Below are 14,529 nucleotides of genomic sequence, written 5' to 3'. Positions count from 1 at the left end.
TTCCCTCACATCAACTTCCATGCGGTATTAATTGAAAAATTGGTTTAATACCTACACCAAACGACTGATACTCATTACACCTATCGTGAAATGTTGACTGCCGATTTTCCCTGGCTAACGTTCACCATTCTGTTCCCGATCGCAGCCTCACTGCTGATCCCTTTCATTCCCGACAAAGATGGCAAAACTGTACGCTGGTATGCGCTAGTCGTCGGCTTGATCGACTTTGCAGTTTTGGTTTACGCCTTTTATAACTTCTACGACTTTGCTAATCCGGATCTGCAACTGGTCGAGAGCTACGCCTGGATTCCCCAATTGGATCTCAGGTGGTCCGTTGGTGCCGATGGGGTGTCGATGCCCTTGATTCTGCTGACCGGATTTATTACCACTCTGGCAGCCCTCGCCGCTTGGCCGGTCACTCTCAAGCCGAAGTTTTTCTACTTTCTGTTGCTAGCCATGTACGGCGGTCAGATTGCCGTATTCGCGGTTCAAGACATGCTGGTGTTCTTCCTGGCATGGGAACTGGAGTTAATTCCGGTCTACTTACTGCTGGCGATCTGGGGTGGGAAAAAACGGCAATATGCGGCTACCAAGTTCATTCTTTACACGGCAGGTAGTTCGCTGTTCATTCTGGTCGCGGCGCTGGCGATGGCATTTTATGGCGATACTGTCACCTTCGATATGCGATCGCTGGCGGCAAAGGATATGGCGCTCAACTTTCAACTGTTGATGTATGGCGCATTCCTGATCGCCTACGCCGTGAAACTGCCAATTATTCCCTTCCATACCTGGCTACCGGATGCCCACGGTGAAGCGACCGCTCCGGTTCACATGTTGCTGGCAGGCATCCTGCTGAAAATGGGTGGTTATGCCCTGGTGCGGATGAATGTTGGTATGTTGCCCGATGCCCATGTGGTCTTTGCCCCAGCGTTGGTGATTTTGGGCATTGTCAATATTATTTATGCGGCGCTGACTTCTTTTGCCCAACGTAACCTGAAACGGAAGATCGCCTACTCGTCCATTTCCCACATGGGCTTTGTGACGATCGGGATCGCGTCGTTTACCGATCTCGGTCTAAGTGGAGCGCTGTTGCAAATGGTCTCCCACGGACTGATTGGAGCCAGTCTGTTCTTCCTGGTCGGTGCTACCTACGATCGTACCCATACCCTGATGCTGGATGAAATGGGTGGGGTCGGCAAACAGATGAAGAAAATCTTCGCCATGTGGACAGCCTGTTCCCTGGCCTCCTTGGCTTTACCCGGCATGAGCGGATTTGTCGCCGAACTCATGGTGTTCGTTGGGTTTGCCACCAGTGATGCGTATAGCTTGCCGTTCAAGATCATCGTGGTGCTGTTAGCGGCGGTTGGGGTGATTCTGACTCCGATTTACCTGCTGTCTAACCTGCGCGAGATCTTCTATGGGCCGGAGAACAAGGAATTAACCTCGCACGAAGCGTTGGTGGATGCCGAACCGCGTGAAGTTTTCATTATTGGGGCGCTGTTAGTACCCATTATCGGCATTGGGCTATATCCCAAACTATTGACCCAAATCTACGACTCGACCACCTTGCAACTCACGGCAAAGCTGGATGAGTCCCTGGTTGAAGTTGCCCCGCTCGTTCCGAATGCGATCACGGTGCCGCAGTTGAAGCTCCCGCCACTGAAGGCTCCTGCTCTGGTCGATTCACCCGACTAAGGGGTAAATCCCAACTAGTTTTAATCTCTAGGGGCTTCCACTTCTAAAGAAAACCCTAGAGATTTTTTTTCGACAGTGGAGGAACGCACTAGAATAGCCAAAGCTCAGGAGAAGCCCCCATGTCTGAAGTTGCCCTTGATAACCGGGATTACACTGTAATTGTCGCTAAGACCGCTCCCAGTACGGTGCAGGCCTCGCCAAAATTTCACCAAAGTTGGAGTGATGCCCATCGAGCGATCGTCACGTTGGTACAAAAATGTGAAACCTTCGATCCGGATGGGATTACAATTTACATTTCTTCTAAAGACTATGCGGCTGGGTTCTTCCGGCAGTACCGTCATGTCACCTCTACCGTGATCGAACAGATCTTCGGTGAAAACTATCCTCCAGAAGCCCTCAATTTACTGGACGGGTTGAGTCTGGCGTTAAGTGACTACTTCACTCGCAAACAAGCCGGACAAACAAAGCCAAATGGTGAAATGATTGTGGTGTTGATTGATGGCGAACCCCGCGATCGCATGGAAATTGTTAAAACCATTGTTGAAGCCGCCGAGCAAATGGATCATGATCATGAACTGGGGATTGGCTTTGTGCAAGTGGGTGATGATCTAATTGCGCGGGGATTTCTCAACGCTCTGGATGATGATTTACGATCGCGGGCAGGGGCCAAATTTGATATTGTTCACACCCAAACGTTGGACAAGATTCAAGCGAACTGTTTAACTGAATTTTTGAAAGACATCATTCGTGATTAGATTCGTTGATCTTCAAGCAATCTATTTTGTTGCTAAAGATAAAGTCTAACGGGGCTGGGAGTTGCTAATATTAGCGATTAAGAATGTTTTGCACTTGTTAGCGGCGACATCAGCAAATTAAAACTTGAAATTTAGTGTGTTTCTGTTGAAAATGTCATTGAACCTGTTGCGCTTTCAAACTCCTCAAGTATAATCACAGCAACTCTTACAAGGATTTTCCGAATATGAATAAGGGAGAACTGATTGACCAGATTGCTGCTAAAGCAAATGTCACCAAAAAAGATGCAGATCTCGTTCTGACTGCCATGCTAGATGTGATTTTGGAAACGGTTGCCAGTGGCGAAAAGGTCACGCTGGTTGGCTTTGGCACCTTTGAAGCTAGAGAACGGCAGGCACGGGAAGGCAGGAACCCCTCGACGGGGCAGCCAATCAAGATTCCGGCAACCCGAGTCCCCGCCTTTAGTGCCGGTAAGTTATTCAAAGAAAAAGTGCTAGAGAGTGCTTAAGACTTGATTTAGCTGCCGGAACCTCCCAATTCTCAGCCTGCACTCATTACTGAATTGTCATCATCGGATATTGGCAGATTAGGGGCGTAGTTTTACGTCCCTTTTTAATTTGGGTGGCTAAATCGTCAGGTTATGGGTTGTCTGTCAGTCGATTCTGCAACTGAATACGATCGCCTGTGCATAAAACCTGGTGCTTGTTCCATATAAATCCATAGGTGCTGGTCTAGCCCCCGCCCCTAAGCGTGAGTTATAAGGAACTATCGATCTATGTCCACTGCCCTCCAAATCGGCAATCAAACTCTGACCTCCGAAGACCTGATGCCGCTATTAACTCGATATCAGTTATTGCCTCAACTGCAACGGGAAATTCTGATTGACCAGGCGATCGCGGAGATGATCTGTACTCCTGAAGAAACTGCCATTGCCCGTCAGCAGTTTTATCAACAGCAGCAACTAACCTCCGAAGCGGATCAACAGGGATGGTTGCAACGCCACAACATGCAGCCTGCCGATCTGGACGCGATCGCGACTCGGAAGTTACGCATAGAAAAATTTAAGCGGGCAACCTGGGATCACAAATTAGAATCCTATTTCCTCAAGCGCAAAGGGCAACTGGATCAAGCCATTTATTCGTTAATCCGGCTGCAAGATACTGGGATTGCCCAGGAACTTTACTTTCGGTTACAAGCGCAGGAACAACGTTTTGCCGAGTTAGCGGCTACCTATTCCCTGGGCCCCGAAGCGCGATCGGGGGGAAAGATTGGGCCGTCGGAATTAGGTACACTGCATCCCCAACTAGCGCGGATGTTACGGGTGAGTCAGCCGGGGCAACTCTGGCAACCAACGCGGTTAGGGGAGTGGCTGGTGATTGTGCAGTTAGACCAAATTGTGCCTGCCCAAATGAATGATTTGATGCGGCAACGGTTACTGAACGAATTATTTGAAACCTGGATCCAAAGCCAACTCGGGCAAGCCACGGCAGCACCACCGCAGTTACAGGTTGCCTGAGCGACGGAACGCATGAATCAGGTTGCTATTGAGTGTCAGGCAGGGTTCTAGCCCATTAGTGATCCCTGGTCAAACCCAGTAATTTTCTCTTCCGAGACTATTAAACTTTCACAGCATTCTGGCGACAGATTGCCCCGATCGGCTGTAATTTTGTCCATACAACCCCAAATTATGTCTACCTGTAGTGACCGTCCGGTAGTTTTGCCTTTGGCAAAGAAAATCAAAATGAACTCAGTTTCTGTTGCAACTCAGGAATTTCTGACGGGTGTTCCTCCGTTTGATTGCCTACCACCCGATGTTTTTCAACGCTTAGGCGAGCGAGTGCAATTCTTACGCTACCGCATGGGGCAGGCGATCGCTGTGCGGGAGACTCTGCCGACCCAGGTGAGTGTGTTGTATCAAGGTCAGGTGCGGCTATTAGGCTTTGACCCGAATGGGCAGACTCCTACCACCTTAAAACTAGCAGAGCCAGGGGAAATTATTGGCTGGGTAGGATTAATCCGGGGGGTGCCCTGTGAAACGGCGATCGCCTCTACGGAAGCGATTTGTTTAACCATTCCCGCCGCCGACTTTTTGGGATTGATGAAACAATATCCCAACTTTGCCGAAGCTTTTCTCCAACAATCTAGTTTAGTCGAAATCTTTGATCTCCTGGGAGCAGAATTAGGGCGACAAGCCAATGCCACAGTGAAACTGTCGGATCTGGTCTTGAAAGGTTATGCTCAGGCAGTTGTCCATCCGTTGTCGGGGGGTAAAACTGCCATTGGTCAGTTAGATCCTGATCTAATGTGGTTTGTTAGTGCGGGTGCGGTGACTGGCTTTCCCGTTTCTAGCCGGATTAATCCCAGTACCGCGATCGTCGATTTACAGGTTCAGGGAAATGGGGCTCGCTTAATTGGCTTACCCAAATCAATTCTGGCTCCTACTGGTAATAGTAGTGCCACCAGCGCGATTGTCTCCACGGCGGCTGATGGCGATCGGGCAGGGGCGATCGAAATTCAGGATGCGCCTGAAATTTCAGTGACACCCACCCCAACCTACACCCAACCGCAAAAATATCCCTTTGTCTCCGGTCGCGGTCCCCTGGATGCTACTCTCGCGTGTTGTCAGATGATCAGCCAGCATTTTGGGGTACCGTTTCGGCGAGATACAGTGCGGCGGGTTGTCGCGAACCAACTGGAGCGAGTTGGCAGTCTTTCTCTACCCTTTTGTGGAGCGGTGGCTGAATTGCTTGGTTTAACCACCCAACTGGTGCGAGTGCCCGCCGTGGCAGTCAGTCGATTGCAAACTCCCGCCCTGATTAGTTGGCAAGATACGTTTGCAGTGTTGTATCACGCCAGCGCTCAGGAAATTGTGTTAGCAGTGCCCGAGATCGGCTTAATTCGGAAGCAGCCTGCCAACTTTGTCGAAGCCTGGGGCGAAGAGGGGGAGGTGGTGCTGCTGCGTACCTCGAAATACACTCCCAAACAACGCTTTGGCTTGAGTTGGTTTGTGCCATCGTTGATTCGCTACCGGGGTGTACTCCTGATCGTCCTCCTGGCATCGGTATTCGTGCAGTTATTCGGCTTAGCGAATCCCCTGGTTACACAGGTGATCATTGATTTAGTCATTACCAAAAACAGTGGCGATACCCTCACCGTATTAGGGATCTTTTTGTTGGGAATGGCATTTGTAGAAGCCATTCTGACCAACTTACGCACCCATCTATTTGTTGATACTACTAACCGAATTGACCTGGCTCTGGGTTCCGAAGTGATTCATCACATGTTGCGGTTGCCCCTGCCGTACTTTGAACGTCGTCCGGTGGGAGAACTGGCAACTCGGGTAAATGAATTAGAAAACATTCGCCAATTCCTCACGGGAACGGCTTTGACGGTGGTACTCGATGCGGTGTTTTCGGTGGTCTACATCGTTGTGATGTTGATCTATAGCTGGGTGCTGACTCTAGTGGCGCTGGCAACCGTTCCCCTATTTGCTTTAGTCACGTTAGTAGCATCGCCGTTGATCCGTCGCCAGTCTCGGGAAAAAGCTGAACGCCATGCTGACACTCACTCCTATTTAGTTGAAGTGTTGGGAGGGATGCAGACTGTTAAAGCCCAAAATCTGGAACTGCGATCGCGCTGGCAATGGCAAGATCGCTATGCTCGCTACATTAGCGCTGGGTTTAAAACCGTTTCGACCCACACAACCGCCAGCAACGTTAGTAATTTTCTTAACAAGCTCTCCAGTATGTTGGTGTTGTGGGTGGGAGCCTATCTGGTGTTGCAAGGGAGCCTGACTCTGGGCCAGTTGATTGCCTTTCGGATTATTGCTGGCTATGTCACCAGTCCCCTACTGCGGTTAGTTCAACTCTGGCAGAATTTTCAGGAGACAGCGCTCTCATTGGAACGGTTGGCAGATATTGTCGATGCCCCCTTAGAGCAGGAAGAGGGCAGTCAAAATATTCTGATGCCAGACATCCAGGGACATGTGAAGTTTGACGGCGTATCCTTCAGCTTCAATCCGGCGGCGGGTGTGATGCAGTTGATTAATATTAATCTCGACTTTCCGCCAGGCACCTTTGTTGGCATTGTGGGACAGAGCGGCTCCGGGAAAAGTACCTTGCTGAAACTACTGCCGCGCTTGTATGAACCGCAAGCTGGCAAGATTGTGATGGATGGCTACGACATCAGCAAAGTGGAACTCTATTCCCTGCGGCGACAGATTGGCGTGGTGTTGCAAGATACGTTGCTGTTTGATGGTACGGTGCGCGATAACATTACCCTTGCCAATCCCGATGCCACCGATGAACAGGTGATTGAAGCCGCAAAAGTTGCCTTTGCTCACGACTTCATTATGGCGTTACCCAATGGTTACAACACACGGGTTGGGGAACGCGGATCGGCATTATCGGGAGGACAACGTCAACGGATTGCGATCGCCCGTACCGTGTTACAAAATCCTCGCTTGATTGTCTTGGATGAAGCGACCAGCGCCCTCGATTACAACGCGGAACATCAGGTTTGTGTGAATATTGCGGATGCCTTCCGCGATCGTACCGTGTTCTTCATTACGCATCGCCTTAGCACGATTCGCAGCGCCGATGTCATTTTGATGATGGATCAAGGCAGCATCGTCGAAATGGGCACACACGAAGAACTGATGGCAATGAAAGGTTATTACTACTGCTTGTATCAACAACAGGATGCTGCAAACTAACTATGACTACTTACACTCAGTTTGATCAACCGGTGATTCTTGAACAGTCACCCACTCGCTCCCGCCTGATTGCTGTTGGCATTATTGGCGCGACCACTCTGGCAGTCATCTGGGCTTGTGTATCCAAAATTGAAGAAGCGATTCCTGCGATCGGTAAACTGCATCCCCAGGGAGCAGTCAAAGAGATTCAGGCTCCCCTGGGTGGGGTGGTGCAAGAAATTTACGTGAAAGATGGGCAGCGGGTCAAGAAAGGCGAACAGTTAGTCAAACTAGATTCGACTACGGCGCAGGCACAACTGGTGTCATTACAGAAAGTCCGAGCTGCCTTAGTCGCAGAAAACCAGTTTTACCGCAGTTTGTTGACTGGCAATGCCACCGACCCTAGCAATATTCCGACCAAGATTGCGCCGGAATTGTTAACCCTTGCCAGAAGCCGCGCTGCCCTAACAGCAGAGAACCAGGTCTACCAGGCACAACTCCAGGGGCAGACTGGAGCGGCAAACTTAACGACTGAACAACGCCTTCGGCTACAAACTCGCCAAACCGAGAGTAATACCCGGTTAGCGACGGCACAACTAGAGGTGGAACAACTGCGACAACAATTAGCCCAGGTGAAAGTGCAATTAGCCAATGCTCGCAATCTATTAGGTGTGAATGAAGGTATCCTGCGAGATCTGCAAACGTTGGCAACGGAAGGGGGAATTTCGCGCCTGCAATATCTGCGACAACAACAAGATGTCGAAACTCGGAAGACGGACGTTCAGAAGCTACAACAGGAACAGGAACGACTGCAATTAGCGATTACGCAAGCGATCGAAAAACTGCATAATTCGGCGGCAGTATCCCAGGAAGATATGTTGTCGAGATTGACGGATAACAACAAACAAGTTGCCGCGATCGATAGCCAACTGACGAAGGCGATGTTGGATAACCAGAAGCAAATTGATGAAATTGATGGCAAGCTGAGTCAAGCACAACAAACACTCAAGTATCAGGTGATCACCTCTCCGGCGGATGGCACTGTATTTGAACTTAAACCGAGTTCTCCAGGGTATGTGGTGAATAACAATGTGCCGATGCTGAAGGTCGTGCCGACCGATTCCCTGGTGGCGGAAGTTTACATTACCAACAAGGATATTGGGTTTGTTAAAGAAGGGATGGATGTTGATGTGCGGATTGACTCGTTTCCTTTTAGTGAATATGGCGACATTAAAGGCAAACTGCTCTGGATTGGTTCCGATGCCCTTCCCCCTGATCAGATTTATCCGTTCTATCGCTTCCCGGCAAAAGTCCAACTCGATCGCCAACACCTGCAATTAGACGAACGGGAAATTCCTCTCCAGTCGGGGATGTCTGTCAGTACCAATATCAAGTTGCGACAACGAACAGTGATGAGCATCTTTACCGATCTGTTTGCCCGTAAAGCAGAAACCCTCAAATTTATTCGATAACTTCATCCTAAAATTTGAGAAATATTTCATCGAATCGCCATATCAGGTAACCAACCCAACCTTTGGAATAACTCCACCAACCACTGAGAGTAAAAATGTATTCCCGTGGCAAGCTTCCTTGAGGGGACTGGCTATCATAATGAAAGGAATCCCAGGGGGATAACCACATATTACCGGCACGCCAACGGACACATTGACCAAATTTATTCTCGTTGATTGTTTGTGTAGATATATTAGTGGACGAGGTGCAACCAATTTGATGCCAAATTTTACTTTGGACGCTAAATCCAAAGTGACCGTTACTGTTGCGGATCCAGAGTTGATCAATAATTAGTAGAGACTGGAGTGAAAGCGCTTTGATGTCTTCTGGTCTTAACCAACCATCCTTTTCCCGACCTGCTAATTTCAGTAAAAGCCGCTTAGTTTCATAGTCAGCTTCTTTCAACTGACCTGCCTCAAGCAGTTCCTCTAGCCTCTCACACCCCAAAGAAGTTTTAACAGCCTGCTCCGGTTCAGGCTCGACTTCATTTCGAGAAAACTGAGGTTGATAAGATCTTAAAAATTCATAGGCAGCATTAATTTGCTTTAGCTTCTCTTCTGCCTTTTGCCGTAACTTCGGATTATCAATAAATCGATCCGGATGCCAAACTAGAGCTAAATCTCTATAAGCCTGCTTAATCTCAGCCTGGGTAGCTCCTGGTGCAATTTCAAGTGTTTGATAGTGTCTATTTGGTGTCATAGTTAAAGTTCTGAAAAGTTATGAATGTTCAATAACTAGCCTTTCATTTGCCCAATAGCTTGCTCAAGTACATGAACAACCGTGTCATGAAACACATAACTTACAATTCTTGGGAAAAGTTATATAGCTATTTTGGCTGGGCAATATGTAAAAACTAGTAAGGTGCTTTTAGCCCCACATCCCCGCCTAGAATATCCACGCACCGCTAATAATCAGTACCACCTTAACCTTCAAACGTTTTTGTAGACAAGGCAATATTTTTGCCCTGCCAGTAATTTTAGAAAAAATTAATCCTTGAGTGAGGTTTCGTAGTTATATCCAAAAGGAATTTAGGTATATAACTTATTGCCTCTAAACTGTTCTTCTAGTTGTGATGGAATTGGGATTGCCACAGGCATTTAAATTCGTATTCATTGGTGTGGTGATTTGCACATTCAGTTTTTGCAGGGATTCGGCGATCGGGACAGCAAAGCCTAACCCTTCTACTCCACGACTGGCGATCTTCTCGGTGACAATCCCAATTACTGCCCCAAAGCGATTCAGCAGTGGTCCCCCACTATTACCAGGATTCACCGCCGCATCGGTTTGGATCAGATTGCGGGATGCGGTTGTCCGAAATCCACTCACAACTCCCTGCGTCACGCTATTGGTATAGGACAGGGGATTCCCGATCGCCACTACTGATTCACCGACCTTGACGGCATTGGTTTGGCAGATCGGTAGTCCGGAGATGTGGGTCGCTTCCCCTTCCAGTTTGACTAGGGCAATATCCGACGTGGCATCCCGTTTCATCACCCGCCCGGTGCGGGTAGACCCATCGTATAAATCAGCTTTGACCGAGAACGCGGCACCCACCACATGCTGATTGGTAATGGCTAACCCAGAGTCACTCAGCAAAAAGCCTGTACCTCGCCCCAGGGGAGTCCGAATCCGGATAATCGAAGGGATGGTCTGTCCGGCAATCTGTTCTACAGTCAACGGCACCGTAGAACTGGGAACCGCTGAGATTGTGTAGCTCGTTGTCGGCACTGCGGCTTCCGGTATCGGCGATCGCTCGAACACTGCCGCAAATTGGGGGGAGGCTAATAGCGCCTGAAAACTGGCTTTAATGGCTTCGTAGGTTGCTGCCGGATTCTTAATGCCCTCGGCTTCAGCTTGACCTGTCGTTTCTTGGCGATAAATCACCTTACTCCGATCGCGATCGAACACCTCCCAACGTACAGTGCGTTCGTCTTTCGTCACATCCCCAAACAGGGAACTGTAGGAATTGAGTGCCGCCTGGGTAATCGTCCCCCCGAGCAAAAATTGTCCTGGCTCCAATTCTTCTACCAATTGTTCTTCAAACACTGAACTGGTTTGGGCTTGAGCCACATTGTACCCTGCTCGATTCAGTTCATCTGCCAGCACCCGCCGCAGGGCATCTTCCAGTTGTTCATCCAGCCAACCCGAAGCGGTATAGTGTTGTTGTAGCAGATGAAGAAAGCCTTCGTGATGCCCACCTAAAAAAGCACCGGGCAACAACCCGGAACGAATGCGAGCAATCTCGATCGTCACTTTGGACTGGGGCTCGAAGGGGCTGAAAGGTGACTGACTGACAGTAGATTGGACAGGATGGAGGGGTGTGGCGCTGACAGGGAGTTGGAAGGGAGTCCAGCACAACACGATCGTCAGCAGGACACTCCAGAGAATTTTTGCCATAGACCGAGAACACAGAAGCAGATGGTCACTCAGCATGGCAAATTTAAATGTCTTTGGCAAGCTAAAATCTACAGAATTCGTGATGTGCTCCAGAAGTTTTCCTGGCGATGGTACGGAGATTGTCAAGGATTGCTATAGATTAGGAGGGAACTGGTTTCCACAAGGGATATGTATATCTTGATTGGTGGTGCGGGATTGATGGGGTTGGGGTTAGCTCAACGTCTGATTGATCTAGGTCATACCGTGGCAGTGATTGATATTGATCCAATTGCCTGTCGGTATGCGCGGGAACGCTTAGGTGTGATGGCATTTGAAGGGAATGCGGTCAGTACAGAATTGTTACTAGAAGCGGGAATTCGCAAAGCGGATGCGGTGGCCGTTGTGCTCCGGGATGATGCGTTGAATTTAGCCATGGTTTGTCTGGCAAAACATTACGGAGTGCCGCGAATTTTGGTGGGAATGCGGCATCGAGACTTTGCTGAACCTTACCGCATTGCTGGAGCAACCTATGTGATTAACACGATCGATCTCTCGGTTTCCACGATGGCAAATGCGATCGAGTATCCTCAGGTGGAATCAATGATGCATTTTGAACAGGGACAGATTGAAGTCTTAAAGTTGGCAATTCCTAAACAATGTTATGTGGTGAATCGGCGGTTAGCTGAGATTGCCCAAGATCCTCGGTTTCCCAGTGGTTCCCTGATTATTGGGTATCAATCTCACCCTCAGATGGACTTGGTGATTCCCAATGGCAATACTGTTTTAGAGCCGGAATCAACCATTTTAATTGTGACTAAACCGGGCACAATGCACGCCATGATTGATTTTATTCAAGGGTGTGAATCAACTTGATTTGTTTCCGAAAAGAGTAAATTTTTTAATCGTTTTAGCAGGGTATTTAACTCCGAAGGTAAAGTATTTATACTCAACTGACTTGCGCGATCGGTTGGCTAGACTGGCGATAGACTCAGTTAACTATCTTCAGGAAAACTATGACGCTAACAGTAGCTCAAGCCCGTCCCAGTGAACGAGCGCAGTTTATTCAAAAAACCTATACCCATTTAGCTGGGGCAGTTGGCGCATTTGTATTGGTTGAATTTCTTTTATTTCAAACTGGTATTGCGGCGGCATTAACGAGTTTTGTGGCTGCCAGTCGCTTTAGCTGGTTAGCGATTTTAGGTGGCTTTGCCCTATTGGGATGGTTCTCGCGAGAACTGGCTGGTAAGGCAGATGCGGTGCAAACTCAATATATTGGTTTAGGCGTTTATGTGATTGCTGAAGCCATCATCTTTGCACCCTTATTATTTATTGCAGCCTATTTTTCTGATCCCACTGTGATTCCGACGGCGGCAATTCTGACCTTATTATTATTTGCTGGATTGACCACGATCGCCTTTACCACCCGCAAAGATTTTTCGTTTTTGGGTGGCATTCTAAAGATTGCAGGCTTTGTGGCGATCGGATTAATTATTTGCAGCGTGTTGTTTGGCTTTACTTTGGGACTCATCTTCTCGGTAGCAATGGTCATCTTTGCGGCGGCTGCCATTTTGTATGACACCTCCAAAATCATGCACCATTATTCTACTGAGCATCACGTTGCAGCATCATTAGAGCTATTCGCCTCCGTCGCCCTACTATTCTGGTACGTGTTGCGTATTGTCATGGCATTCTCATCGCGTCGTTAATCGCACAGCTGTTCTCAGTAATGGACGGTGGTTAGACTCGGACGAGCAACTGCCGTCCATCTTTATTAATATGGAAAGCTCACACCGAGTCTTGGTATAAAAATCAGCTAATTTTATAGTAGAAATTTGTCTGGGTTTATTGGTCACTCAACGCTAAGGGCGATGAAACTCGAATGGAAACTGCACATTCTATCTGGTTTTTCTGAATAGATGTTCTTGAGGCAAATGTCACTGACTTAAGACCCTTGAAATCGATCTCGGGCTCAAAACTGAAATTATTAAAACAGCTTAAAAGCTTTAGTAGAACATCATTGTAGTCAGTTGAAATTGACTTTGACCCTGAGCCAGGATATTAATTTTAGGCTGATTTTGGTGTCATTCCTCTTGAGTCCTTCGGATTTAGGGGTAGGGGAATAGGGTAAGTAACAATTTTGACTTTCCAATACTCTTTGATACAGAGAGAGGCAAATTTTTTCTAGTCATGTAATCATATTTTCCTGATCTTTGTAAGGATATGATGAAGTTGTAGTTATTCTCTGGGAGTAATTGAGTTGGCTTGCTAAAGTTACTTGAGAAAAGTACAACTGTCTCAGTAAATTTATCGGGAAGTCAAATCCCTGGCTTTCCTGTAATCACTGGGTCTAGGGCACTTTAGTGAGTGAAATTCCAAAGAAGTCTCGATTGCTTTGGTTGGGTGCGCTCCTCAGTTCCGAACTGTTCCCTTCAACAATCATGTTTGTTAGGTACATCATGCTATTAGTCAGAAATTGAAACACTCAACCAGTTTCAGCGTTAAGCCGCAGAGTGGCATCAATTTCCTAATACCAGTTCGGGGCGATGAGAATCAGGTGTGTGATCGCCAATCTTTCAGGATCGCGAGACGAGAGAATCTCTCAAGTTTATAGCGATAGGCGAGTTAAATCAGGTGTCGTTTGCCCAAAAGAGTGAACTTGAGCATCTTGTAGATCTGAGTTCCTACCAATATCTGCTGCTCGCTCTCTGGCTGAAAGGCAATCGGGGAAGTTGAGCGATCGAGATTGTGACGGCGGCGATCGTCGTATTTTAAGTAATCAGGTGTCTTTTGCCCAGGGGAGTGAGCTTTGATGGTCATTTCGATCTCAGTTCCTCCAATGCGGTTTCCTTTTGCTGCTTGTAACGGTAGTTCGGGAAACTGATTCACAGAAATCGTGTGCAAATCTTGACATTCACCTGACGATAGAACGCTATGCAAACTGAGCCACCTTCGTTGAGTTCAGAGTTATATACTCAGGAGCGCCGCAAACGGAATCGAAAACGCTCAAAGCGACGTGGGATCTATTGCCCTATCCACGCTTGCTATCTCGATAGTGTTAGCCCTAAATATCCGCTGTTCGCTGACCAACCTGGTCAGTTGCAACAGCGAGGCATATCACGCAAAAATGCCCAGCTTTTGATCGCCGATCAAACGGCAGTGCCCTTACAAGGAGAGTGGTTGGAAGCATTTTGGTGTGAGTCTTGCCAGAGAACCAAGTGGTACCGGGTGCGTAAGCTAGAGAGTTCCTATGACGTTTCCCTTGCTCCACCTGAACTCTGGCGATCGGTGTCTGGTGTGATTGATCCTTACGGAAACCCTTCGGTCAGCGAGTTTACCAGAAGACAAGCTCGCATGTTGAAATATGTGTAGATTCTGATTAGTCGTCAAAAAGTAACTAAAGTCATCCTTTAGATTAAATCTAAAAAATGAATTTAGTTACTAAATGGTTGTTTTAGCGGTTAAAACGCTGAAAGAAATAATGGCGTTTTAATTTCATCAGA

12 protein-coding genes are annotated in these 14,529 nt (G+C 48.0%); 9 read left to right on the top strand and 3 right to left on the bottom strand.

All coding sequences use genetic code 11. The annotated features are described in order from the left end of the window. Window positions 1–90 precede the first annotated feature (90 nt). The 6 genes from ndhD1 to ACN4EK_RS03600 all read left to right on the top strand — a co-directional run bounded on the left by ndhD1 (window position 91) and on the right by ACN4EK_RS03600 (window position 8,613). The gene (ndhD1, locus tag ACN4EK_RS03625) at window positions 91–1,695 is read left to right on the top strand and encodes a photosynthetic/respiratory NAD(P)H-quinone oxidoreductase subunit D1 (protein ID WP_431656113.1); all 1,605 of its coding nucleotides are present in this window, start codon (window positions 91–93) and stop codon (window positions 1,693–1,695) included. A gap of 119 nt (window positions 1,696–1,814) precedes the next feature. Beyond that, a complete protein-coding gene (locus ACN4EK_RS03620; protein ID WP_431656112.1) occupies window positions 1,815–2,450 on the top strand; it encodes a vWA domain-containing protein in 636 nt (211 codons plus the stop codon). Between the two features lie 224 nt (window positions 2,451–2,674). Then, a complete protein-coding gene (locus tag ACN4EK_RS03615) occupies window positions 2,675–2,956 on the top strand; it encodes an HU family DNA-binding protein (protein WP_431656111.1) in 282 nt (93 codons plus the stop codon). Between the two features lie 267 nt (window positions 2,957–3,223). Continuing rightward, the gene (locus tag ACN4EK_RS03610) at window positions 3,224–3,964 is read left to right on the top strand and encodes a peptidylprolyl isomerase (protein ID WP_431656110.1); all 741 of its coding nucleotides are present in this window, start codon (window positions 3,224–3,226) and stop codon (window positions 3,962–3,964) included. 225 nt (window positions 3,965–4,189) lie between these two features. After that, window positions 4,190–7,162 (top strand): peptidase domain-containing ABC transporter, encoded by a 2,973-nt coding sequence (locus ACN4EK_RS03605; protein WP_431656109.1) that lies wholly within the window; start codon window positions 4,190–4,192, stop codon window positions 7,160–7,162. A 2-nt stretch (window positions 7,163–7,164) separates the two neighbouring features. Further along, on the top strand, window positions 7,165–8,613 hold the full coding sequence (locus ACN4EK_RS03600; RefSeq protein ID WP_431656108.1) for an HlyD family efflux transporter periplasmic adaptor subunit: 1,449 nt from the start codon (window positions 7,165–7,167) through the stop codon (window positions 8,611–8,613). 7 nt (window positions 8,614–8,620) lie between these two features. On the opposite strand, the gene ACN4EK_RS03595 is transcribed toward ACN4EK_RS03600, so the two are convergent. Both ACN4EK_RS03595 and ACN4EK_RS03590 read right to left on the bottom strand, forming a co-directional pair. Next, window positions 8,621–9,352, bottom strand: a complete 732-nt coding sequence (locus ACN4EK_RS03595; RefSeq protein ID WP_431656107.1) for a GUN4 domain-containing protein — start codon at window positions 9,350–9,352, stop codon at window positions 8,621–8,623. Window positions 9,353–9,703: 351 nt separating this feature from the next. Continuing rightward, window positions 9,704–11,050 carry a S1C family serine protease gene (locus tag ACN4EK_RS03590; protein WP_431656106.1) on the bottom strand — a complete coding sequence of 449 codons (1,347 nt, stop codon included), beginning with the start codon at window positions 11,048–11,050 and terminating at the stop codon, window positions 9,704–9,706. 168 nt (window positions 11,051–11,218) lie between these two features. Here ACN4EK_RS03590 and ACN4EK_RS03585 point away from each other — a divergent pair, with 168 nt between their 5' ends. Beyond that, window positions 11,219–11,902 (top strand): potassium channel family protein, encoded by a 684-nt coding sequence (locus ACN4EK_RS03585; protein ID WP_431656105.1) that lies wholly within the window; start codon window positions 11,219–11,221, stop codon window positions 11,900–11,902. Window positions 11,903–12,042: 140 nt separating this feature from the next. Beyond that, a complete protein-coding gene (locus ACN4EK_RS03580) occupies window positions 12,043–12,735 on the top strand; it encodes a Bax inhibitor-1/YccA family protein (protein ID WP_431656104.1) in 693 nt (230 codons plus the stop codon). A 916-nt stretch (window positions 12,736–13,651) separates the two neighbouring features. Here ACN4EK_RS03580 and ACN4EK_RS03575 read toward each other — a convergent pair. Continuing rightward, the gene (locus ACN4EK_RS03575) at window positions 13,652–13,915 is read right to left on the bottom strand and encodes a hypothetical protein (RefSeq protein WP_431656103.1); all 264 of its coding nucleotides are present in this window, start codon (window positions 13,913–13,915) and stop codon (window positions 13,652–13,654) included. 45 nt (window positions 13,916–13,960) lie between these two features. On the opposite strand from ACN4EK_RS03575, the gene ACN4EK_RS03570 reads away from it, so the two are divergent. Beyond that, on the top strand, window positions 13,961–14,398 hold the full coding sequence (locus tag ACN4EK_RS03570) for a hypothetical protein (RefSeq protein ID WP_431656102.1): 438 nt from the start codon (window positions 13,961–13,963) through the stop codon (window positions 14,396–14,398). The last annotated feature ends 131 nt before the right edge of the window (window positions 14,399–14,529 follow it).

Source organism: Pantanalinema rosaneae CENA516 (assembly GCF_050753385.1).
Taxonomy (GTDB): Bacteria; Cyanobacteriota; Cyanobacteriia; order Leptolyngbyales; family Leptolyngbyaceae; genus Pantanalinema; species Pantanalinema rosaneae.
Note: the sequence above shows the minus strand (reverse complement) of the source record. Positions and strands in the feature narration are given on the sequence as shown.